We start from the raw sequence: 21,384 nt of genomic DNA, 5'->3' as shown, positions 1-21,384 counted from the left end.
CGCCGTGTTCACCACTCGACCGACGCTCCAGGGGACCTTCGGCATGGTGTCCTCCACGCACTGGCTCGCCTCCCAGTCGGCGATGGCGGTCCTGGAGGACGGCGGCAACGCCTTCGACGCGGCCGTGGCGGGCGGTTTCGTCCTGCACGTCGTCGAACCCCACCTCAACGGGCCCGCCGGTGAGGTACCGATCCTGCTCGCGCCGGCGGACGGCGAGGTCCGGGTGCTGTGCGGACAGGGCGTGGCACCCGCCGGGGCGTCCGTCCGGCACTACCGGGGGCTCGGACTGGAACTGGTCCCCGGCACGGGCCCGCTGGCGGCCGCCGTGCCGGGCGCGTTCGACGCGTGGATGCTCCTGCTGCGCGACCACGGCACCAAGGACCTCGCCGACGTCCTGAAGTACGCCATCGGGTACGCGCGGGACGGCCACGCTCCGGTGGAGAACGTGGCGGCGACGGTCGAGACCGTGCGGAACCTCTTCGAGCGGGAGTGGCCGTCGTCGGCACGGGTGTACCTGCCGGGCGGACGGGCGCCCCGCCCCGGTGAGCTGTTCCGCAACCCGGACCTGGCCGTGACCTGGCTGCGGCTCCTCGCCGAGACCGAGGGCGCGAAGGACCGCGAGGCCCGTATCGAGGCGGCCCGCGAGGTCTGGCGCACCGGCTTCGTCGCCGAGGCCCTCGTCCGGCAGTCCGCGCGGCCCACGCTCGACACCAGCGGGGAACGGCACACCGGGACGCTCACCGCGGCCGACCTCGCCGGCTGGTCGGCGTCCTACGAGGCCCCGGCGACCTACGACTGGAACGGCTGGACCCTGTGCAAGGCCGGCCCCTGGAGCCAGGGCCCGGTCCTGCTGCAGCAGCTCGCGCTGCTGCCCGAGGAACTCCCCGCCCACGGCTCCGCCGCGTACATGCACCTCCTCGTCGAGGGCTGCAAGCTCGCCATGGCGGACCGCGAGGCCTGGTACGGGGACGCGGCGCCGGTCCCGCTCGACGACCTGCTGTCCGAGGAGTACAACGCCGCGCGGCGGGCCCTCGTCGGTGACACCGCCTCGTACGACCTGCGGCCGGGCGCTCCGGGTGGCCGTACCCCGCGCCTGAGCGCGCACGCGCGCGTGGTGGCCGGCGAGGAGCCCGGCGGCGGTGCCCCGGGAGCCGGCGAGCCCACCGTCGCCCGGAGCCCCCGGTCGCCGGTACCGGGCGAGCCCGAGGTCGCGGCGGACGGGAGCACCCGGGGAGACACCTGCCACCTCGACGTCGTCGACCGCTGGGGGAACATGGTCGCCGCCACGCCCAGCGGCGGCTGGCTGCAGTCCAACCCGGTGGTGCCCGAGCTGGGCTTCCCGCTCGGCACCCGGCTGCAGATGACCTGGCTCGACGAGGGACTGCCCAACTCCCTCACCCCCGGGCGCAGGCCGCGCACCACGCTCACCCCGTCGCTGGCGCTGCGCGACGGGGTGCCGGTCATGGCCTTCGGCACACCCGGCGGTGACCAGCAGGATCAGTGGCAGCTCCACTTCTTCCTCGCCGTCGCCCTGCGCCCGCCGGTCCGCGGCGGCCTCGACCTCCAGGGCGCGATCGACGCCCCGAACTGGCACAACGACAGCTTCCCCGGCTCCTTCTATCCGCGCGGCACGCGCCCCGGCAGCGTCACCGTCGAGTCCCGCACGCCCCCGGAGGTCGTCGAGGAGCTGCGCCGGCGCGGCCACGACCTCGTCCTCGGCGAGGACTGGTCCGAGGGCAGGCTCTGCGCGGTCGCCCGCGATCCCCGCAGCGGGGTCCTGTCGGCGGCGGCCAACCCGCGGGGGATGCAGGGATACGCGGTCGGGCGCTGAGCCGCGGCTCGTCCCGGCTCGCACGGGGTACGGTCCGCCCCGCCTGTTCATGCCGATTCCGTACCGAATACACCGGACGGGCAGGGGTTGTCAGTGGCGCGTGCTGTCATGGAGGCATGATCGAAGACACCGAAACCATCGACGAGTTTCTCGCCCGGCACGCCTCGGACGTCGAGGCGGCGATCCGCAAGGCCGCCGCCGCGGAGATCATGCCGCGCTTCCGGCAGCTCGCCGCGCACGAGGTCGACCAGAAGAGCGGCCCGCACGACCTGGTGACCGACGCCGACCGCAAGGCCGAGCTGTATCTGACCGAGGCGCTCACCGCGCTGCTGCCGGGCTCGGTCGTCGTCGGCGAGGAGGCCGTGCACGCCGACCCCGCCTCGTACGAGGCGATCCAGGGCGACGCACCGGTCTGGATCGTCGACCCGGTGGACGGCACCCGCCAGTTCGTGAACGGCGACCCCGGCTTCTGCACCCTCGTCGCCCTCGCCCGCGGCGGCGTCCTGCACGCCTCCTGGACCTACGCGCCCGCCCTCGACCGGTTCGCCGTGGCGGTCCGCGGCCGGGGCGCCACCGTCGACGGCGTGCCCCTGCGGGCCGGCTCGCCCGCCCCGGACCGGGACCTCGACATCGCCACCTCCCACCCGGACTACACCACGCCGGAGCAGAAGCGGGCCCTGCTCGGCCTCCGGACGGACGGCGTGGCCCCGCGCCCCTGCGGTTCCGCCGGGCTGGAGTACCTCGCCGTCGCGGAGGGCCGGCTGGACGCGACCGCGTTCTCCTGGGAGGCGGCCTGGGACCACGCGGCCGGTCTGCTGCTCGTCCAGGAGGCGGGCGGCGCCCATCTCACCCTGGCCGGCGAGCCCTTCCGGATAACCGGCGGCAACACCCTGCCCTTCACCACGGCCCGGGACACGGCCACGGCCCGCCGGGTGGTGGGGCTGCTGTCGGGCGGCGCCTGACGAGCCCGATGGAGGCGGCGCCTCCGCCGGTGGGGTGCACCCTTGCCCGGGCCTGTCGGTGGCCGGGCATATCCTGGGCCCAGGTCTGTCCGCCGGCGGGGATGTCGCCGACGGCTCCTGACCATCGGCTGACGAAGGGGTCCGGACGTGCCGTCGATGCTCGACGCGGTGGTGGTGGGGGCGGGGCCGAACGGCCTGACGGCTGCCGTGGAGCTGGCCCGCCGAGGGTTCTCCGTGGCCGTGTTCGAGGCGAAGTCCACCGTGGGGGGAGGCTCCCGCACCGCTGAGCTGACCCTGCCGGGCTTCCGCCACGACCCCTGCGCGGCCGCCCACCCCCTCGGTGTCAACTCGCCCGCGTTCAAGGCGATGCCGCTGGAGCGCTACGGCCTGGAGTGGCTGCACGCCGAGCTGCCGATGGCGCACCCCTTCCCCGACGGTTCGGCGGCCGTGCTGTCACGCTCGGTGGGGGAGACGGCCGCCTCGTTCGGTCCGCGTGACGCGGGCGCGTACCGCAGGCTGGTCGAGCCGTTCCTGCCCAAGTGGGACACGCTCGCCCGGGACTTCATGTCGCTGCCGCTGTCCGCGCTGCCCCGCGACCCGGTCACCCTCGCCCGCTTCGGGCTCGTCGGGCTGCCGCCGTCCACCTGGCTGATGCGCCGCTTCAAGGACGAACGGGCCAAGGCGCTGTTCGCCGGTCTCGTCGCCCACGTCATCGCCCCGCTAGGCGGCCTCGCCACCGGCGCGGTGGGGCTCGTCTTCGCGCTCGCCGCGCACGCCGCGGGCTGGCCGGTCGCCCGGGGCGGCTCGCAGGCCATCGCCGACGCGCTCACCGCCTACCTGAAGGACCTCGGCGGCGCGGTCCACACCGACTACGAGGTCAAGCGCCTCGACGACCTGCCGCCGGCGCGCGCCTACGTCTTCGACACCTCACCCACCGCGCTGGCCCGGATCGCGGGCTTCGGCGGCCACTACGAGGCGTACCGCTACGGCGCGAGCGTGTTCAAGCTCGACTACGCGCTCGACGGCCCCGTGCCCTGGACCGCCCCGGAGGCGCGGGTCGCCGGGACCGTCCAGGTCGGGGCGAGCCGGGCCGAGATCGGCTCGGCGCTCGACGCGGCCTCCCGGCAGGGCAGGGCGCCCGACCGGCCGTTCCTGATCACCGTGCAGCCGAGCCTAGTCGACCCGAGCCGGGCCCCCGAGGGCAAGCACGCCTTCTGGGCCTACGGCCATGTTCCCAACGGCTGGACGGGTGACCTGACGGACGCCGTCGAGCGCCAACTGGAGCGGTTCGCCCCCGGGTTCCGCGACCGCGTGCTCGCGCGCGCCACCGCGGGACCGCCGGAACTCGCCGCGCACAACGCGAACTACGTGGGCGGGGACATCGCCTGCGGCGCGGCCTCGGGCCTGCAACTGCTGCTCCGGCCCAGACTCTCGCTCGCCCCGTACGCCACCCCGCACCCGGCCGTCTTCATCTGCTCCTCGGCGACCCCGCCCGGCCCCGGCGTGCACGGCATGTCGGGACACAACGCGGCCAAGGCGGTGTGGCGCCGGCTCCGGCAGGACCTGTGAGTCCCTCCGCGGACCGACCTGCGAGTCCGCCCGCGGACCGACCTGCGAGTCCCTCCGCGGACCGACCTATGAGTCCGTTCGCGGGCCCAGGGATCCGGACAACATCACGAATCGACAAAGGTCTTCACACTTTCTCCATGTGAATGTGCAGGTGGCATGGGTAAGTTGCCGCCATGAATGATCGGAGTGCGTTACCGGGCTCCGGCTCGCGATCTGCCGCGGGCCTCGCCGACCTCGCACAACTCGTCCGCGCCCCGGCCGCGTTGAGTGTCCCGGGCGACGTGCTCGCGGGAGCTGCCGCCGCGGGGCGACCCCTCGGTGCACGGACCCTCGGCGTGATGGGTTCGTCCGTCTGCCTCTACTGGGCCGGCATGGCCCTCAACGACTACGCCGACGCCACGGTCGACGCAGTCGAGCGTCCCGAGCGCCCCGTCCCCTCGGGCCGGGTCCCGCGCCGCACCGCCCTCGCCGTCGCGGGCGCCCTGACCGCCGGGGGCCTCGCCCTGGCCGCCGTCTCCGGGGGCCGCCGGAGCCTGCTGGGCGCGCTGCCGCTGGCCGGCGCCGTCTGGGCGTACGACCTGAAGCTCAAGTCCACCCCGGCGGGCCCCGCCGCCATGGCCTGCGCGCGGACCCTGAACGTCCTCACGGGCGCACTGGCCGGCGCCGGACGCGGCCCTGACCGTACGTCCGGAACCGGTGCCGCCCTGCTGCGCGGTGCCGTCCCCGCCGCGCTGGTCGGCGCCCACACCTACACGCTGACCGTGCTCAGCCGTCACGAGATCTCCGGCGCCCCCGCCCGGCTGCCGGCCGCGACCCTCGCCGCCTCCACGACCACCGCACTCGCGGCGGCCCTCCCGGCCGTCCGCACGGCCGCCGCCCACCGCGCCGGGAGCGACGGTGCCCCCGCGGTGTCGCCCTCCGCCGCGGCCCGGGCCGCCGTGGTCACCGCCGGGGCCCTCGCCTACCTCGGCAGCTACGGAACCGCCCAGGCCCGTGCCGTACGGAAGCCCTCGGGCGAGAACGTACGACGGGCCGTCGGAGCCGGGATCCTCGGGCTGATGCCCCTGCAGGCGGCCCTGACCGCCCGGAGCGGGGCCACGGCCGCGGCGGCGGCCCTGGGCGTCGTCCACCCCCTCGCGCGGCGGCTCGCGCGCCACGTGTCCCCCACCTGAACAGCGACCTCCCCGACCAGCACAGACCTCCCCACCAGCACAGACCTCCCCGAACAGCACAGACCTCCGCGGAGGAAGCCGGCATGACCCCGCCCCTCACCCCCCTCAGATTCGGCTACGGCACCAACGGCTTCACCAACCACCGGCTCGACGACGTCCTCGCGGTCCTCGCCGACCTCGGGTACGACGGCGTCGCGCTCACCCTTGACCACGGCCACCTCGACCCCTACGCGCGGGACCTGCCCCGACGGGTGGACGCGCTCGCCCGCGACCTGGCCCGGCACGGACTCGACGTGACCGTCGAGACCGGCGCCCCCTACCTCCTCGACCCCTGGGGCAAGCACCACCCCACGCTCATGGCGGACGACGCCGAGCGCAGGATCGACCTCCTGCGGCGCGCGGTCCGTATCGCCGCGGACCTCGGCTCGCCCACCGTCCACCTGTGCAGCGGCCCCGCGCCGGACGACGGACTGCCCGAGCGGGACGCGTGGAAGCGGCTCGCCGCGGGCGTCGAGACCGTTCTGGACACGGCGGGGCGGTACGGCGTCTCCCTGGCCTTCGAGCCCGAGCCGTACATGTTCGTCGACACCGTCGAACGGTGCCTGGAACTGGCCGAAATGACCGGCGGACACGAACTGTTCGGCATCACCCTCGACATCGGCCACGCGCACTGCGTGGAGGAGCGCACGGTGCTGGAGTGCGTCGGTCTCGCCGCCCCACGCCTGCTGAACGTGCAGATCGAGGACATGCGGCGGGGCGTCCACCAGCACCTCGAACTCGGCACCGGAGAGATCGACTTCCCACCCGTCCTCGCCGCCCTGCGGGACCTCGACCACCGCGGACTGGTCTCCGTGGAGATCCAGGGCGGCTCGCTCGACGCCCCCGAAGTGGCCCGTCGCTCCCTGGACTTCCTCCGCGCGGCGACGGCCTGACCCGCCCCCCAGCCCCCGACCACCACCCCCTCATGTCCTCCCACCCCGCAGGAGGTTGTTCCGTCATGCTCTCCACCGGACTGCCGACCCCCGAGACCCCCGATCCGGCCGAACCCCCCGACCCCCGGACCCTCCTCGCCTCCCACGCGCTGGACCCCGCGGCCCGCGCCTGGCTCGACGAGGCCGTGGCCCGTGTCGCCGACCGGCCCGCCGCGATCCGTGCCCTGTTCCCCGCCGTCCGACGGCACTGCGGCCGGGCCCGGCTGAACGCGGGCCTCACCGTCGACGAGGCCGCCCGCGCCGTGCTGCTCACCGCGCTGCCGCTGGGCGGGCAACCGCTCGCCGACGAACTGGCGGGCCTCTTCCGCCACGGCGACCCGGCCGAACAGCGGGCCGTCCTGCGTGCCCTGCACCTGTTCACCGACGACGACGCCGCGACCGGCCGGGAACCCCTCGGCGACCTCGCGCTGCCGCTCGTCCGCGAGGCGCTGCGCGGCAACGACGGCAGCCTCGTCGAGGCCGCCCTCGGCCCGTACGGCGCCGCCCGTCTGCCGGACGCCGAGTACCGGCAGGCCGTGCTGAAGTGCCTGTTCCAGGAGATCCCGTTGGCCCGGACCGCCTCTCCCGCCGCCCGCGCCGACGCCGAACTCGCCCGCATGCTGGCCGACTTCGCGCACGAACGGGTCGCCGCCGGGCGCGAGGTACCGGCGGACGTCTGGCCCGTCGTCGGCGCCTTTCCCGCGGCCGGCCCGCTGGCCGACCGGCTCACCGCCGAGACGGAAGCCGCCGCGCCCGACCGCAGGGCGGCCGCCGAACGCGCCCTGCGGTCGCTCCACCGCGCCACCGCCACCGCCTCCGCCTAGCCACCGACCGGCCCCTCAGGTCCCGTCGCTCTCGCTCACCAGGCGCACGGACCGCTCCCAGGAATCCGAGGCAGCAGCACATGCGTATCTTCGACCCCCACATCCACATGACCTCCCGCACCACCGACGACTACGAGGCGATGCACGCGGCCGGCGTGCGCGCCGTCGTCGAGCCGGCCTTCTGGCTGGGCCAGCCCCGCACCTCGCCGGAGAGCTTCTACGACTACTTCGACGCGCTGCTCGGCTGGGAGCCCTACCGGGCCGCCCAGTTCGGCATCCAGCACTTCTGCACGATCGCGCTCAACCCGAAGGAGGCCAACGACCCGCGCTGCCGGCCCGTGCTCGACGAACTGCCCCGCTACCTCGCCAAGGACCGTGTCGTCGCCGTCGGCGAGATCGGCTACGACTCGATGACACCGGAGGAGGACGAGGCCCTCGCGCTCCAGCTCCGGCTCGCGGTCGAGCACCGCCTGCCCGCCCTCGTCCACACCCCGCACCGCGACAAGGCCGCGGGCACCCGGCGGACCCTCGACGTCGTACGGGAGTCGGGCATCGCGCCCGAACTCGTCGTCCTCGACCACCTCAACGAGCTGACCGTGGGCACGGTCCTCGACAGCGGCTGCTGGGCCGGGTTCTCGATCTATCCCAGGACCAAGATGAGCGAGGACCGCATGGTCGCCATCCTCCAGGAGCACGGAACCGACCGCATCCTGGTCAACTCGGCCGCCGACTGGGGCCGTTCGGACCCGCTCAAGACCCGCAGGACCGCCGACGCCATGCTCGCCGCCGGGTTCGACGAGGACACCGTGGACCAGGTGCTGTGGCGCAACCCCGTCGCCTTCTACGGGCAGAGCGGCAGGCTCGACCTCGACGAGCCCAAGCCCGACGAGGAGTCGAGCTTCCAGGGCAACTCCGTCCGACGCGGCGGGGAGTGAGGGCCCGGCCATGCGCTTGCGGCACCCGGACGGCACGACCGTCCACCTCGGCTATTGCAGCAACGTCCATCAGGCGGAGGACGTCGACGGCGTCCTCGCCCAGCTCGCCGACCACGCGGAGCCGGTGCGCGAGCGGCTCGGCGCCGACCGGCTGGGCATCGGCCTCTGGCTCGCCCGCGACGTGGTGTCCGAACTGGTCGCCGTACCCGGAGAGGTGAAGAACCTCCGCGGCGAACTCGCGGCCCGGGGCCTGGAGACCGTCACCCTCAACGCTTTCCCCTACGCCGGGTTCCACCGCGAGGTGGTCAAGAAGGACGTCTACCTCCCCGACTGGGCGGACGAGGCCCGGCTGGCCCACACCCTGGACTGCGCCCGCGTCCTCGCCGCCCTCCTCCCGGACGACGCCGAGCGCGGCAGCGTCTCCACCCTGCCGCTGGCCTGGCGCACACCGTGGCCACCGGACCGCGCCGACACCGCCCGCCGTGCCCTGGACCGGCTCACCGCAGGGCTCGCCGCCATCGAGTCGGACACCGGCCGCCGTATCCGGGTCGGGTTCGAACCGGAGCCCGGCTGCGTCGTGGAGACCACCGCCCAGGCCGTCCGGGAACTGCGCGGCCTCGACCCGGAGCGGCTCGGCGTCTGTCTCGACGCCTGCCACCTGGCCGTGCAGTTCGAGGAGCCCGGCGCCGCCCTGCGGCGCCTCGCGGACGCCGGGCTTCCCGTCGTCAAACTGCAGGCGTCCTGCGCGGTCGAGGCCGCCGACCCGGCCGACCCCGCCGCCCACGCGGCCCTGCGGCGCCTCGCGGAGCCCCGGTTCCTGCACCAGACGCGCACGGCGGCCCGGCAGGAGTCACCGGACGTGCGGGGCGTCGACGACCTGCCCGAGGCGCTGGAGGGGGGCCTGCCCACGGACACCGGCCCCTGGCGCGTCCACTTCCACGCGCCGCTGCACGCCGACCCCGAACCGCCGCTGCGCACCACCGCCGACCAGCTGAGCCGGGTCCTGGCCGGACTGCTCGGCGGGGCCTCGGCCCACTGCGACCACATCGAGGTCGAGACCTACACCTGGTCCGTCCTCCCCGAACCGCCCACCGACCTGCCCGGCGGCATCGCCGCCGAACTCGCCTGGGCCCGGGACCGGTTGACCGGCCTCGGCCTTGAGGAGGACCAGAAATGAGCGCCAGGAACAGCACCCGACCCGACCGGCTCGTCGTCCTCGACATCGTCGGGCTCACCCCGAAGCTGCTGGCCCACATGCCCGCCGTGGCCGCCCTCGGCGAACGCGGCTTCCGGGCCCGGCTCGACCCGGTGCTGCCCGCCGTCACCTGCGCGGCCCAGTCCACGTTCCTCACCGGCGAACCGCCGTCCGTACACGGCGTGGTGGGCAACGGCTGGTACTTCCGGGACCTCGGCGAGGTGCTGCTGTGGCGCCAGCACAACGCCCTCGTCGGCGGCGAGAAGATCTGGGAGACCGCCCGCAGGACCGACCCCGGCTACAAGGTCGCCAACATCTGCTGGTGGTACGCGATGGGCGCGGACGTCGACCTCACCGTCACCCCCCGCCCGGTCTACTACTCCGACGGCCGCAAGGAACCCGACTGCTACACCTGGCCGCCGGCCCTGCACGACGAACTCACCGACCGGCTGGGCACGTTCCCCCTGTTCACGTACTGGGGACCCAACGCCGGCCTGCCCTCCACCCAGTGGATCCTCGGCGCCGCCCGCCAGGTCTTCGACGAGCACGAGCCGGACCTCACCCTCGTCTACGTCCCCCAGCTCGACTACGAACCCCAGCGCTCCGGCCCCGGTTCACCCGCCACGGCCCGTGCGGCCCGGCAACTCGACGACGCCCTGCGCCCGTTGATCGACCACTTCCTGGACGAGGGCGCCACGGTGGTCGCGCTCAGCGAGTACGGCATCACCCCCGTCTCCCGTCCCGTGGACATCAACCGGGCCCTGCGCCGGGCCGGTCTGCTCCAGGTGCACACCCAGGAGGGCATGGAGTACCTCGACCCCTGGACCTCACGGGCCTTCGCGGTCGCCGACCACCAGATCGCCCATGTGTACGTGCGGGATCCGGCCGACACCGAGGAGGTGGCGGGGCTCCTCGCCGGACTCGACGGCGTGGACGTGGTGCTGGACGACGCCGGCAAGGCGGCCCACGGGCTGGACCACGAACGCTCCGGCGAACTGGTCGCGGTCGCCGACCCCGACGCCTGGTTCACCTACTACTACTGGCTCGACGACGACCGCGCCCCCGACTTCGCCCGGCAGGTCGAGATCCATCGCAAGCCCGGCTACGACCCCGCCGAGCTGCTGTACGACGAGACCGTCCCCGCGGTGAAGCTCCGCGCGATCGGCCAGGTCGCCCGCAAGAAGCTGGGCTTCCGCTACCGCCTCAGCACGGTCCCGCTGGACCCGTCCGGCGTCGGCGGCAGCCACGGACGCCTGCCCGCCGACCCAGACGACGGGCCCGTACTGCTGTGTTCCGCACCCGAGCGGGCCCGGAAGGCGTACGCCGCCACCGAGGTCAAGTCGTTGCTGCTGGGCCTCGCGGGCCTGACGGAAGAGGAGCCGCACGCATGACCACCCACCCTCCCCACCCTCCCCTCCCCACCCTCCGGCCCCTGCTCGACCCGTCGCCCGAGTACGCCAAGTGGCGTACCGAGGAGCCGATCCGGCGCGTGACGATCTGGGGCGACAACAGCCCCTGGCTGATCACCCGGCACGAGGACGCCCGCGTGGTCCTGGCCGACCCGCGCTTCAGCGCCGACGCGACCCGCGACGGCTTCCCCGGCTTCCGCCCGCAGTCGCCGCCCCGCGGACCGGGCCAGTTCTTCATGATGGACCCGCCCGACCACACCCGACTGCGCCGCGTCCTGATCCCCGACTTCACCTTCCGCCGCATCGAACAGCTGCGGCCGGCGATCGCCCGGATCTGCGGCGAGCTGCTCGACGCGATGACGGCGGACGATGCCACGGCCGCCGACCTGGTCGAGGCGTACGCCCTGCCGCTGCCCTCGCTCGCCATCTGTGAACTGCTCGGCGTGCCGTACGAGGACCACGACTTCTTCCAGCGCCAGGCGAACGCCTTCAGCAGTTTCTCCTCCGGGCCCGAGGAGATGATGGCGGCCCGCACGGCCCTCCACACCTACCTGGGCGACCTGCTCGCCCGGCGCGGCCGGGAGCCCGCCGACGACCTCCTCACCCGTCTCGCACGCGACCGGGTGGCCACCGGCGAGATCAGCGCACCCGAGGCCGTCGGCATCGCCTCGCTGCTGCTGGTGGCCGGCCACGAGACGACCGCGAACATGTTCCCGCTCGCGGTTCTGGACCTGCTGCGCCACCCCGCACAACTGGCCGCCCTGCGCGCGGACCCCGCCCTGTGGCCCGGAGCCGTCGAGGAACTCCTGCGCCATCTCACCGTCACGCACGCGGGACTGCGCCGGATCGCCACCGAGGACGTGGTGGTCTCCGGTGTCCGCATCCGCGCGGGCGAGGGCGTGATCGTGGCGCTCCAGGCCGCCAACCGCGACCCGTCCGCCTTCACCGCCCCCGACACCCTGGACGTCCGGCGCACCACCACCGGCCACCTCGCCTTCGGCCACGGACTGCACCAGTGCATCGGCCAGTCCCTCGCCCGCGCGGAACTCCAGGTCGGCCTGCCCGCCCTCTTCGACCGCCTGCCGGGCCTGCGGACGGCCGGAGAGCCGGAGGACTTCACGCCGGCGATCAGCGCGGTCCACGGGGTGCGGTCGTTGCCGGTGAGCTGGTAGCCAACGGTTCGATCTTTCCGATCGGTCTGTCCTCCTCACCTCGGGAGGGACCGATCGGCCAGTGCGGCAGCACCGAGAGAGATGAGGGTTCGATGGCCGTGAACCGGCTCAACCACGCCGTCCTGTTCGTCCGTGACATCGAGTGTTCCGTCGCCTTCTACAGCCAGGTGTTCGGCTTCGCCGTCGAGCACGAGATGCCCGGCAGGGCCGCCTTCCTCAGGGCCCGGGGCAGCGACAACGACCACGACCTCGGCCTCTTCACCCTGGGACCCGACGCGCCCGGCCCTCAGCGCGACCGCGTCGGACTGCACCATCTCGCCTGGGAGGTCGGCACGCTCGGTGAACTCGCCGACACGGCGGACCTGCTCGATGCACGCCGGGCCCTGACCGGGAGCACCGACTACCTGGTGGCCAAGTCCCTGCACGGCGTGGACCCGGACGGCCACGAGTTCGAGGTGCTGTGGCGCGTCCCCCGCGCCGACTGGCCGGCCCCGGAGGAGAACCGGAGACCGCTCCCTCTGGACCTCCGGTCGGCGATCGACCGGTGGGGTCCCGATCTGCGCACGGGAGCGGCTGCCCGGTCGGTCACATGACCGGCCGAGGAACCGGGCGAACGACGCGAAGGGCACGGTGTGAAGGGCGGTGATCTGATGCGTACCCGGGGCGGCGTCCTGCTGGCCACTCTTCTCACCGGACTGGCTCTCGGCTCACCGTGACCAGCATCGGGTTCGGGGACTACGCCGAGCTGAACCGCATGTGCCCGCCGTGATCACCATCCTCGGCATCGTCGTCGGGGTCGGGCTGTGCCGCTGGGCCGGTGCCCGACGCCTCTTGCGTGTGGACCGGGGCTCCTGCGAGGGGTGAGCGGCGCGGCACCGCCGTGCGAGGAGGCCGGACCACGTCCGGACCGCGCCCGAGGGCGCCAACCGCCCCGTATTTCGGGGGCTCGGCCGCCCCGTCGGCTGGTATAGAGGCGGGCATGACCACCATCACCCTCGTCCGGGGGGACATCACCCAGCAGTCCGCCGACGCCATCGTCAACGCCGCGAACTCCTCCCTCCTCGGCGGGGGAGGGGTGGACGGCGCGATCCACCGGCGCGGCGGACCCGCCATCCTGGCCGGCTGCCGCAAGCTCCGCGCCTCGCACTACGGGCGGGGTCTGCCCACCGGACAGGCCGTCGCCACCACGGCGGGCGACCTGGACGCGCGCTGGGTGATCCACACGGTCGGCCCGGTCCACAGCCAGAGCCTGGACCGCTCCGCCCTGCTGGTCTCCTGCTACCGAGAGTCCCTGCGCGTGGCCGACGAACTGGGCGCCCGTACGGTCGCCTTCCCCGCCGTCTCCGCCGGCGTCTACGGCTGGCCGATGGACGACGCCGCCCGGATCGCCGTACAGACCGTCCGCGCCACCCCGACCTCGGTCGAGGAGGTCAGGTTCGTCCTCTTCGACGACGAGGCGTACGCGGCGTTCGCCGCACAGACGGGCTGACGGGCTGACGGGCTGACAGCGCAGCCGACAGAGGAGCCGGCATGGGGCGCAGGACGGGAAGCGGTCCGGTGTGCCGCCGCGCCGCACTCTGACGGACGAACGGCCCGAGCGGCTCGAACGGAGTCGTACGGAGCTGCCTGCCGGGAGAAAGACCCAGGTCAGGCTTGTCGGCGTGGCAGATTGACACGGCTGGGTCCGGTGCCGTGCTCGGTTGCGGCGGTTCCCGCCGCCTTCCACGGTGAGCGCAACGGACAGCAGCTTCGAAAGGAACGTGCATGCGCGCCCTCGTCTCCCGTGGTCTCCTCCTGTCGCCCCTGGTCTGCGGGGCACTGGTCCTCGGTCCGGTCGGCACCGCCACCGCGGCCGTCGACGCGGGCCGCACCGCCTCGGACCGTGCCTCGACGCGGACCGCCGCGGTCCCCGAACCCGATCTGGACGCGCTCTTCGACGCGTTGGACGCGGAGATCGACGCCCTCCTGGCGAAGGAGGAGGCCGACGCGGACGCCCTCGTCGCCCAGGAGCTGGCCGAGGTGGACGCGCTGCTCGCCCGGCTCGACCTCGACACGGACGGACTGCTGACCGACATCGAGGCCGACATGGACGCGGCCACGGCGACCGAGACCGAGACCGAGACGGTCACCGAGACGGAGACGGTCACCGAGACCGGGACCGGGACGGTGACGGACCCGGCCGTGGGGGCCGCCGCCGACCCGGACGTGCTGCTCGACCAGCTGGACCTGCTCGACCGCATGGACCGGGACGATGTCCTCGCCCCGCTGCTGGGCGAGCTGACCACGATCGCCGAGCTGGACACCGGCCGGCTCGACAAGAGCGAGGCGGCCCGGCACGCCGCGGCCCTGCGGACCGCCCACACCACCGTGCAGCAGCGGCTGCAGAAGCTGCGGGCGGCGCAACCGGCCGGCACCGACCGTGCCGCCGCGGCGGCCGACCCGGTCACCGATCTCCTGGCCACGCTCCAGTCCGCCGTCGACACCCTGCTCAAGGCGCTGACCTCGCTCGACCTGGGCGCGGTCCTGGGGGCCGTGACCGGTCTGCTCGCCCCGGTCCTCGGTGTCGTCACCGGCCTGCTGCAGCCGGTCCTCGGCCTGGTCGGCGGCCTGGTCGGGGGTCTCCTCGGCGGTGTGCCGGCCGTGACCCTGCCGGCGCTGCCCTCGGCGTGAGCGCCTCAGTCCCCGTCCGGCGCGTCGCTGAGTCCGAGCCTCAGGTGCTCGACATGGAAGACGGCCTGGTCCAGCAGTTCGGCGACATGGTGGTCGTGCAGCGCGTACACCACCGAACGGCCCTGCCGCTCTCCCACGACCAGGCCGAGGTTGCGCAGCAGACGCAGCTGGTGGGAGCAGGCGGACTGTTCCATCCCGACCTCGGCGGCCAACTCGGTCGCCGGGAGCGGGCCTTCGCGCAGCCGGGCCAGGATCAGCAGACGGGACGGGGTGGACAGGGCCTGGAGGGTGGTGGCCACCTTGGCGACGTTGCCCGCGTCGAGGCGCACGCGAGGGGTGGCGTCCTGCGCTGAGGTGACGGCTCCATGACCCATGGCCCGTATCTTACCCACCACACATGAAGGCATGAATGAGTCTTCATGTGTTCCTGTATGGTGTGGCGCGTGTCTGCCACCCTCGCCCCGTCACCCGTCCCTCGCGCGTCCGCGCCGACGGCCCCCCGCCGCCGTACCCGCCTCCTCGCCCTGCCCGAGGCCCGCTGGGCGCTCGCCTCGACCGTCGCCTTCCTGCTCGCGTTCCCCCTGGATCTCGCCGGCGCCTCCGCCTGGCTGTACGGCCCGCTCTACGCGGTCGCGTACGCGGCCGGCGGCTGGGAGCCCGCCCTCGAAGGGCTGCGGGCCCTGCGGGAGAAGAGTCTCGACGTCGACCTGCTGATGATCGTCGCGGCGCTGGGGGCGGCCGCGATCGGCCAGGTCCTCGACGGCGGTCTGCTGATCGTCATCTTCGCCACCTCCGGCGCCCTGGAGGCCCTGGCCACCGCCCGCACCGCGGACTCCGTACGGGGGCTGCTCGACCTCGCGCCCACCACGGCCACGCGGCTGCCGGCGGACGGCTCCGCCGAGGAGACCGTGCCGACCGACCGGCTCGCCGTCGGTGACGTCGTGCTGGTCCGCCCCGGCGAGCGCGTCGGCGCCGACGGGCGGGTCCTGGAAGGGGAGAGCGAGGCCGACCAGGCCACCATCACCGGCGAGCCGCTGCCCGTCCCCAAGGCCCCGGGCGACGAGGTCTTCGCCGGCACCCTCAACGGCACGGGAGCCCTGCGCGTCCGCGTCGAACGGGACCCGGCCGACTCCGTGATCGCCCGCATCGTGACCCTCGTCGAGGAGGCGTCCCGCACCAAGGCGCCCACCCAGCTGTTCATCGAGAAGGTCGAACAGCGCTACGCCGTCGGCATCGTCGTCGCCACCCTCGCCGTCTTCGGCGTCCCGCTGGCCCTGGGCGAGGACCTCACCGCCGCGCTGCTGCGCGCCATGACCTTCATGATCGTCGCCTCGCCGTGCGCGGTCGTGCTCGCCACCATGCCGCCGCTGCTCTCCGCCATCGCCAACGCGGGCCGCCACGGTGTCCTGGTCAAGTCCGCCGTCGCCATGGAGCGGCTGGGCGAGATCGACGTGGCCGCCCTCGACAAGACCGGCACCCTCACCGAGGGCACGCCCGAGATCACGGCCGTACGGCCGCTGCCGGGTTCCGGGCTCGACGAGGACGGTCTGCTGGCGCTGGCCGCGGCCGCCGAGCACCCCAGTGAGCACCCGCTGGCCCGTGCGGTGGTCGCCGCCGCCGGGGCCCGCGGGCTGCGTCTCGCCGCCGCCGAGGACTTCGCCGCGCTGCCCGGGCGGGGCGTGCGGGCGCGTGTCGGGGGGCGTGCGGTGACGGTGGGACGGCCGGGGGAGGGCGAGGGCGCGCTCGACGGTGAGTCCGCCGAGGGGACGACCGTCGTCGTCACCCGGGACGGGGAGGCCGTCGGGACGCTCACCCTGAACGACCGGCCACGGTCCGACGCACCCGGCGCGGTGGCCGCGCTCACCGCCCTCACCGGGGGGTCCCCGGTCCTGCTCACCGGGGACAACGCCCGTGCCGCGGCCCGGGTGGCAGCGGACACCGGTATCGCCGACGTACGGGCCGGGCTGCTGCCGCAGGACAAGGTGGCGGCGGTGCGGGAGCTCCAGGACGGGGGCAGGAAGGTGCTGTTCGTCGGGGACGGCGTCAACGACGCGCCCGCGCTCGCCGCCGCGCACTCCGGGGTGGCGATGGGGCGCGCCGGCTCCGATCTCGCGCTGGAGACCGCGGACGCGGTGGTGGTGCGCGACGAGCTGAGCGCGATCCCGGCGGTGGTGAGGTTGTCGCGGGCCGCCCGGCGGCTGGTGGTGCAGAACCTGGTGATCGCCGGGGTGTGCATCGCGGTCCTGGTGGTGTGGGACCTCGCGGGTCATCTGCCGTTGCCCCTCGGGGTGGCCGGGCACGAGGGGTCCACGGTGCTGGTGGGGCTGAACGGGCTGCGGCTGCTGAGGGAGTCGGCGTGGCGCCGGGCCACGCGGGCCTGAGCAGGGCCTGAGCGGGACCCGTGCCGGGCAGGACGGGACCCGAAGGGTCTGACGGGGCCTGACGGGGCCGCGCGCGGGGGAGGGGAACCGAGGGCTCCGCAGGTCGCTCCCACCTCGATGTCGGATTCTCGCCAGCCCTCACCCCCCGTCCTCCCCGATGCTGGTGTCATGCGGAACGGGATGCACAGAGACACGGAGCGGTGTGTGCGGGCCGTGCGGTCGAAGGACGCGCGGTTCGACGGGTGGTTCTTCACGGCCGTGCTGACCACACGGATCTACTGCCGCCCCAGCTGCCCGGTGGTGCCGCCGAAGGCGGAGAACATGACGTTCTACCCGAGCGCGGCGGCCTGTCAGCAGGCCGGGTTCCGGGCCTGCAAGCGGTGCCGGCCCGACACGAGCCCCGGATCACCGGAGTGGGACCAGCGGGCGGACCTCGTGGCCCGGGCGATGCGCCTGGTGGGGGACGGGGTGGTGGACCGGGAGGGTGTGCCGGGGCTGGCCCGGCGCCTCGGGTACAGCGCCCGGCAGGTCGAGCGGCAGCTGCTGGCCGAGCTGGGCGCCGGTCCGCTGGCGCTCGCCCGGGCGCAGCGGGCGCAGACCGCCCGGCTGCTGATCGAGACGACCGCGCTGCCGATGGCGGAGATCGCGTTCGCCGCCGGGTTCGCGTCGATCCGCACGTTCAACGACACCGTCCGGGAGGTCTTCGCGCTGTCGCCGAGCGAACTGCGCGAGCGCGCCACCCGCTCGGCCCGGCAGCGCTCCGACTCTCCCGGCACGTCCGGCGCGCTGAGCCTGCGGCTGCCGTTCCGGGCCCCGCTCAACCCCGACAACCTCTTCGGCCACCTCGCCGCGACCGCCGTCCCGGGGGTGGAGGAGTGGCGCGACGGCGCGTACCGGCGCACGCTCCGGCTGCCGTACGGCCACGGCATCGTGGGCCTCGCGCCACGGCCCGACCACATCGCCTGCCGGCTCACCCTCGGCGATCTGCGGGACCTGCCCGTCGCCATCAGCCGCTGCCGCCGGATGCTGGACCTGGACGCCGACCCGGTCGCCGTGGACGAGCAGCTGCGCACCGACCCCGTGCTCGCGCCGCTGGTGGACAAGGCGCCGGGGCGCCGGGTGCCGCGTACCGTCGACGAGGCCGAGTTCGCCGTACGGGCGGTGCTCGGGCAGCAGGTGTCCACGGCGGCGGCCCGGACGCACGCGGCCCGGCTGGTCCTCGCCCACGGTGAACCGGTCGACGACCCCGAAGGCGGTCTCACCCACCTCTTCCCGTCCCCCGAGGCGCTGGCGGCCGTCGACCCCGAGGCCCTCGCGATGCCCGGCACCCGCCGGACCACCTTCACCACCCTCGTACGCCGCCTCGTCGACGGCGAGCTGCATCTGGGTCTCGACAGCGACTGGGCCGAGACCCGTGCCCGGCTGCTCGCCCTCCCCGGCTTCGGACCCTGGACCGTCGAGGTCATCGCCATGCGTGCCCTCGGCGACCCCGACGCCTTCCTCCCCGGCGACCTCGGAATCCGGCGCGCCGCCCGGGAGCTGGGTCTGCCCTCCACCCCGGCGGCGCTCACGGCCCGTGCGGCGGCCTGGCGGCCGTGGCGGGCGTACGCCGTGCAGTACCTGTGGGCGACGGACAGCCATCCCATCAACTACCTTCCCGTCTGAGCCCGTTCCGGGCGCACGCATCTCTCGAGGATCACTCATGAAGCACCAGGCGTCGCAGAAGCGGCACACGGTCGTCGACAGTCCCTACGGCCCCCTCACCCTCGTCGCCGACGACGGCGTGCTGTGCGGCCTCTACATGGTCGAGCAGCGGCACAGGCCGCCGGAGGAGAACTTCGGCGCACGGGACGACTCGCTCTTCGCCGGGGCCGAGGAGCAGCTGAAGGCGTACTTCGCGGGCGAGCTGCGGGAGTTCAGCCTCGAACTCCGGCTGCACGGAACCCCGTTCCAGCAACTGGTCTGGGAACAGCTCGCGGCGATCCCGTTCGGCGAGACCCGCTCGTACGGCGATCTCGCCGACGCCCTCGGCAACCCCAAGGCGTCCCGCGCGGTCGGGCTGGCCAACGGCCGCAACCCCGTCAGCATCATCGTCCCCTGCCATCGCGTGGTCGGCTCCGACGGCAGCCTCACCGGCTACGGCGGCGGCGTCGAGCGCAAGCGCCGCCTGCTGGACTTCGAGCGGGGAGCGGCCCTCTTCTAGGCCGAGTCCCGGCGCCGGGCCCCGGGCGCGGGGGCCCGGCAGCGTCGCGGGCGCCGGTCACGACAGCAGCCGGCGCTCCTTCGCCACGGCCACCGCGCCCGCCCGCGTCTCCACGCCCAGCTTGGCGTAGATGCGGCCGAGGTGGGTCTTGACGGTGGCCTCGCTGATGAAGAGGGCCCGCGCTATCTCCCGGTTGCCCAGACCCCGGGCCAGCTGCCCCAGGATCTCGTGCTCGCGCTCCGACAACGCGGGGCGGGGGCTGCGCAGTTGGGCCATCAGCCGGTCGGCGACCGGTGCCGACAGCGTGGTGCGGCCGGACGCGGCGTCGCGGATCGCCGCGAACAGTTCCTCGGGCCGCTCGGCCTTGAGGAGGTAGCCGGTGGCGCCCGCCTCGATCGCCCGGCTGATGTCGGCGTCGGTGTCGAACATGGTCAGCACGAGCACGCGGGGCGCCGGTGCGGCGGAACCCTCCGTGCCGTGACCCTCCGTGCCGTGACCCTCCGTGCCGTGACCCTCCGTGCCGCGACTCTCCGTGCCGCGACTCTCCGTGCCTGCCGGGCGCGCCGTCAGCCGCCGGGTGGCCGTCACCCCGTCCACACCGTCGCCGAGCTGCAGGTCCATCAGGACCACGTCGGGGCGCAGGCGGGCGGCCAGAGCGAGCGCCTCCTCGCCGGTGCCCGCCTCGCCGACCACCTCGATGCCGTCGGCGCTGGACAGCAGCGCCTTCAGCCCGGCGCGCACGACGGCGTGGTCGTCGCACAGCAGCAGCCGCACCGGCGGCCGAGCGACGGGCGGCGGCCCGGCCCGCCCCGAGGACACCGGCCCGCTCATCGCACGCCCTCCCCGGCGGCGCCGACGACGACCGGCGTACGGGGAAGGGCCGCCGACACCACCGTGCCCTCGCCCGGCGTGGACTCCACGGTCAGGGTGCCGCCCGACTGCCGTGCCCGCACCCGCATGGCCGGCAGCCCGTGACCGCGCTCCCGCCCGGCCGCCGCCCCGGCGCGGCCCGCCTCCGCGGCCGCCGGGCGGTCCGCGTCGAAGCCCCGCCCGTTGTCGGCGATGTCCAGCGAGACCTGGTCGTCGAGGCAGGTCAGGGTCAGTGCGGCCCGGGTCGCGGCGGCGTGTTCGCGCACGTTGGCCAGGGCTCCCTGGGCGATGCGCAGCAGGGCCGCCTCGGCGCGCTCGGGCAGCGTGCCGAGGCGGCCGTCGAGGCGGAACTCCACCGTCAGGCCCGGCCCGCTCTCCCGCTCGGCGAGCGCGCCGAGCGCGGCCGGCAGCGAGCGCTCCACGAGATCGGCCGGAGCCAGGTCGTGCACGAAGCGGCGTGCCTCGGCCAGGCTGTGGGAGGTGATCTCGGCCGCCCGCGCGATGTGCGCACGGGCCGCGTCCGGGTCCGTGGCCCAGACGCGTTCGGCGGCCTGGAGCAGCATCCGCTGGCTGGACAGCCCCTGCGCGAGGGTGTCGTGGATCTCCGTGGCCAGCCGCTGCCGCTCCGCGAGGACGCCCGCCCGGCGTTCCGTGGCCGCGAGATCCCGGCGGGTGCGGACCAGGTCGCCGATGAGGACGCGCTGCCGGGCCGCCTGGCGCCGCAAGTGGACGAAGACGGCGGTGGCGACCGCCGCGACGGCCGGCGGCGCCGCGACCATGTTGGGGTTGATGGTGCCCTCGGACACCCGTATCTCGGCGGCGACGACCAGCGTGGTCACCAGGACCGCCAGAGGTACGGCCATCCGCGGCGGCAGCGTGTGGAACCCGGCGAACAGCAGCGGCATCGCACACCAGGTGGCACTCGGCGCCAGCGCGAGCAGGACGACCCAGACCGCCGTCACCGACCCCAGCCAGGTCAGATGCCGGGTGGAGGGACGGCCGCCGGGCGGCGGAGCGGGCGCCAGCAGCTGCCCGAGGGCGTACAGCAGCCCGAACACCGCGAACAGGGCGATCACCCAGCCGGTGCGCGCACCGCCCTGGTCACGCGTCAGGAACCGGGCGAAGGAGGAGCACAGCAGCAGGAAGAACGCGGCGTGCACGACGGCGGCCAGCCAGCGGCCGTCCGGGTCCGTGCGCTCGTACTTCGGCCAACTCATCGC

The 21,384-nt window shown here is 74.4% G+C and carries 19 protein-coding genes; 16 read left to right on the top strand and 3 right to left on the bottom strand.

Annotated features, from left to right (window positions below):
* Window positions 1-4: 4 nt before the first annotated feature.
* From SCAB_RS08485 to SCAB_RS08425, 13 genes are all read left to right on the top strand, one after another.
* Window positions 5-1,831, top strand: coding sequence for a gamma-glutamyltransferase family protein (locus SCAB_RS08485; RefSeq protein WP_012999648.1), 1,827 nt, complete (start codon window positions 5-7; stop codon window positions 1,829-1,831).
* 116 nt (window positions 1,832-1,947) lie between these two features.
* Window positions 1,948-2,793: an inositol monophosphatase family protein gene (locus SCAB_RS08480; protein WP_012999647.1), complete on the top strand. Its 846-nt coding sequence runs from the start codon at window positions 1,948-1,950 to the stop codon at window positions 2,791-2,793.
* A 156-nt stretch (window positions 2,794-2,949) separates the two neighbouring features.
* Window positions 2,950-4,362 carry a phytoene desaturase family protein gene (locus SCAB_RS08475; protein WP_041668971.1) on the top strand — a complete coding sequence of 471 codons (1,413 nt, stop codon included), beginning with the start codon at window positions 2,950-2,952 and terminating at the stop codon, window positions 4,360-4,362.
* Window positions 4,363-4,535: 173 nt separating this feature from the next.
* A complete protein-coding gene (locus SCAB_RS08470) occupies window positions 4,536-5,534 on the top strand; it encodes an SCO3242 family prenyltransferase (RefSeq protein WP_012999645.1) in 999 nt (332 codons plus the stop codon).
* Window positions 5,535-5,617: 83 nt separating this feature from the next.
* Window positions 5,618-6,466, top strand: a complete 849-nt coding sequence (locus SCAB_RS08465; protein WP_012999644.1) for a sugar phosphate isomerase/epimerase family protein — start codon at window positions 5,618-5,620, stop codon at window positions 6,464-6,466.
* Window positions 6,467-6,531: 65 nt separating this feature from the next.
* Window positions 6,532-7,329: an EboA domain-containing protein gene (locus tag SCAB_RS08460; protein ID WP_012999643.1), complete on the top strand. Its 798-nt coding sequence runs from the start codon at window positions 6,532-6,534 to the stop codon at window positions 7,327-7,329.
* Window positions 7,330-7,409: 80 nt separating this feature from the next.
* A complete protein-coding gene (locus SCAB_RS08455; protein WP_012999642.1) occupies window positions 7,410-8,264 on the top strand; it encodes a TatD family hydrolase in 855 nt (284 codons plus the stop codon).
* 10 nt (window positions 8,265-8,274) lie between these two features.
* On the top strand, window positions 8,275-9,441 hold the full coding sequence (eboE, locus tag SCAB_RS08450; protein WP_012999641.1) for a metabolite traffic protein EboE: 1,167 nt from the start codon (window positions 8,275-8,277) through the stop codon (window positions 9,439-9,441).
* Window positions 9,438-10,850: an alkaline phosphatase family protein gene (locus SCAB_RS08445; protein ID WP_012999640.1), complete on the top strand. Its 1,413-nt coding sequence runs from the start codon at window positions 9,438-9,440 to the stop codon at window positions 10,848-10,850. Before eboE ends, SCAB_RS08445 begins: the two co-directional genes overlap by 4 nt.
* Window positions 10,847-12,040, top strand: coding sequence for a cytochrome P450 (locus SCAB_RS08440; RefSeq protein ID WP_012999639.1), 1,194 nt, complete (start codon window positions 10,847-10,849; stop codon window positions 12,038-12,040). The genes SCAB_RS08445 and SCAB_RS08440 overlap by 4 nt, the downstream gene beginning before the upstream one ends.
* Window positions 12,041-12,132: 92 nt before the next feature.
* Window positions 12,133-12,633: a VOC family protein gene (locus SCAB_RS08435; protein WP_012999638.1), complete on the top strand. Its 501-nt coding sequence runs from the start codon at window positions 12,133-12,135 to the stop codon at window positions 12,631-12,633.
* A 386-nt stretch (window positions 12,634-13,019) separates the two neighbouring features.
* The gene (locus SCAB_RS08430) at window positions 13,020-13,529 is read left to right on the top strand and encodes an O-acetyl-ADP-ribose deacetylase (RefSeq protein WP_012999637.1); all 510 of its coding nucleotides are present in this window, start codon (window positions 13,020-13,022) and stop codon (window positions 13,527-13,529) included.
* A gap of 275 nt (window positions 13,530-13,804) precedes the next feature.
* Complete coding sequence (locus SCAB_RS08425) at window positions 13,805-14,710, top strand: hypothetical protein (protein ID WP_012999636.1); 906 nt, start codon at window positions 13,805-13,807, stop codon at window positions 14,708-14,710.
* A gap of 5 nt (window positions 14,711-14,715) precedes the next feature.
* Here the strand turns inward: SCAB_RS08425 and SCAB_RS08420 are convergent, their stop codons facing one another.
* Entirely contained in the window at window positions 14,716-15,084 is a 369-nt protein-coding gene (locus SCAB_RS08420) for an ArsR/SmtB family transcription factor (RefSeq protein ID WP_012999635.1), read from the bottom strand.
* 57 nt (window positions 15,085-15,141) lie between these two features.
* Here SCAB_RS08420 and SCAB_RS08415 point away from each other — a divergent pair, with 57 nt between their 5' ends.
* The 3 genes from SCAB_RS08415 (at window position 15,142) to SCAB_RS08405 (ending at window position 19,294) form a co-directional block, all read left to right on the top strand.
* The gene (locus tag SCAB_RS08415; protein WP_012999634.1) at window positions 15,142-17,091 is read left to right on the top strand and encodes a heavy metal translocating P-type ATPase; all 1,950 of its coding nucleotides are present in this window, start codon (window positions 15,142-15,144) and stop codon (window positions 17,089-17,091) included.
* A 180-nt stretch (window positions 17,092-17,271) separates the two neighbouring features.
* Window positions 17,272-18,756 (top strand): AlkA N-terminal domain-containing protein, encoded by a 1,485-nt coding sequence (locus tag SCAB_RS08410; RefSeq protein WP_041668969.1) that lies wholly within the window; start codon window positions 17,272-17,274, stop codon window positions 18,754-18,756.
* Between the two features lie 37 nt (window positions 18,757-18,793).
* Window positions 18,794-19,294, top strand: coding sequence for a methylated-DNA--[protein]-cysteine S-methyltransferase (locus SCAB_RS08405; protein WP_012999632.1), 501 nt, complete (start codon window positions 18,794-18,796; stop codon window positions 19,292-19,294).
* A 57-nt stretch (window positions 19,295-19,351) separates the two neighbouring features.
* Here SCAB_RS08405 and SCAB_RS08400 read toward each other — a convergent pair whose 3' ends face one another.
* Window positions 19,352-20,125 (bottom strand): response regulator, encoded by a 774-nt coding sequence (locus tag SCAB_RS08400; RefSeq protein ID WP_049875668.1) that lies wholly within the window; start codon window positions 20,123-20,125, stop codon window positions 19,352-19,354.
* Window positions 20,122-21,381, bottom strand: coding sequence for a sensor histidine kinase (locus SCAB_RS08395; protein ID WP_012999630.1), 1,260 nt, complete (start codon window positions 21,379-21,381; stop codon window positions 20,122-20,124). The genes SCAB_RS08400 and SCAB_RS08395 overlap by 4 nt, the downstream gene beginning before the upstream one ends.
* Window positions 21,382-21,384 lie beyond the last annotated feature (3 nt).

The sequence above is a fragment of the Streptomyces scabiei 87.22 genome (assembly GCF_000091305.1).
GTDB classification, from domain to species: domain Bacteria; phylum Actinomycetota; class Actinomycetes; order Streptomycetales; family Streptomycetaceae; genus Streptomyces; species Streptomyces scabiei.
The sequence above is the reverse complement of the archived record's forward strand: the minus strand, read 5'-3'. Positions and strand labels throughout refer to the sequence as shown.

What these genes read in the sequence shown, in the direction of transcription:
- SCAB_RS08410 (WP_041668969.1), top strand. Translation starts at nt 17,272, where the DNA reads ATGCACAGAGACACGGAGCGGTGTGTGCGGGCCGTGCGGTCGAAGGAC.
- eboE (WP_012999641.1), top strand. Translation starts at nt 8,275, where the DNA reads ATGCGCTTGCGGCACCCGGACGGCACGACCGTCCACCTCGGCTATTGC.
- SCAB_RS08425 (WP_012999636.1), top strand. Translation starts at nt 13,805, where the DNA reads ATGCGCGCCCTCGTCTCCCGTGGTCTCCTCCTGTCGCCCCTGGTCTGC.
- SCAB_RS08445 (WP_012999640.1), top strand. Translation starts at nt 9,438, where the DNA reads ATGAGCGCCAGGAACAGCACCCGACCCGACCGGCTCGTCGTCCTCGAC.
- SCAB_RS08435 (WP_012999638.1), top strand. Translation starts at nt 12,133, where the DNA reads ATGGCCGTGAACCGGCTCAACCACGCCGTCCTGTTCGTCCGTGACATC.
- SCAB_RS08430 (WP_012999637.1), top strand. Translation starts at nt 13,020, where the DNA reads ATGACCACCATCACCCTCGTCCGGGGGGACATCACCCAGCAGTCCGCC.
- SCAB_RS08405 (WP_012999632.1), top strand. Translation starts at nt 18,794, where the DNA reads ATGAAGCACCAGGCGTCGCAGAAGCGGCACACGGTCGTCGACAGTCCC.
- SCAB_RS08480 (WP_012999647.1), top strand. Translation starts at nt 1,948, where the DNA reads ATGATCGAAGACACCGAAACCATCGACGAGTTTCTCGCCCGGCACGCC.
- SCAB_RS08440 (WP_012999639.1), top strand. Translation starts at nt 10,847, where the DNA reads ATGACCACCCACCCTCCCCACCCTCCCCTCCCCACCCTCCGGCCCCTG.
- SCAB_RS08400 (WP_049875668.1), bottom strand. Translation starts at nt 20,125, where the DNA reads ATGAGCGGGCCGGTGTCCTCGGGGCGGGCCGGGCCGCCGCCCGTCGCT.
- SCAB_RS08455 (WP_012999642.1), top strand. Translation starts at nt 7,410, where the DNA reads ATGCGTATCTTCGACCCCCACATCCACATGACCTCCCGCACCACCGAC.
- SCAB_RS08460 (WP_012999643.1), top strand. Translation starts at nt 6,532, where the DNA reads ATGCTCTCCACCGGACTGCCGACCCCCGAGACCCCCGATCCGGCCGAA.
- SCAB_RS08470 (WP_012999645.1), top strand. Translation starts at nt 4,536, where the DNA reads ATGAATGATCGGAGTGCGTTACCGGGCTCCGGCTCGCGATCTGCCGCG.
- SCAB_RS08465 (WP_012999644.1), top strand. Translation starts at nt 5,618, where the DNA reads ATGACCCCGCCCCTCACCCCCCTCAGATTCGGCTACGGCACCAACGGC.
- SCAB_RS08475 (WP_041668971.1), top strand. Translation starts at nt 2,950, where the DNA reads ATGCTCGACGCGGTGGTGGTGGGGGCGGGGCCGAACGGCCTGACGGCT.
- SCAB_RS08395 (WP_012999630.1), bottom strand. Translation starts at nt 21,381, where the DNA reads ATGAGTTGGCCGAAGTACGAGCGCACGGACCCGGACGGCCGCTGGCTG.
- SCAB_RS08420 (WP_012999635.1), bottom strand. Translation starts at nt 15,084, where the DNA reads ATGGGTCATGGAGCCGTCACCTCAGCGCAGGACGCCACCCCTCGCGTG.
- SCAB_RS08415 (WP_012999634.1), top strand. Translation starts at nt 15,142, where the DNA reads ATGGTGTGGCGCGTGTCTGCCACCCTCGCCCCGTCACCCGTCCCTCGC.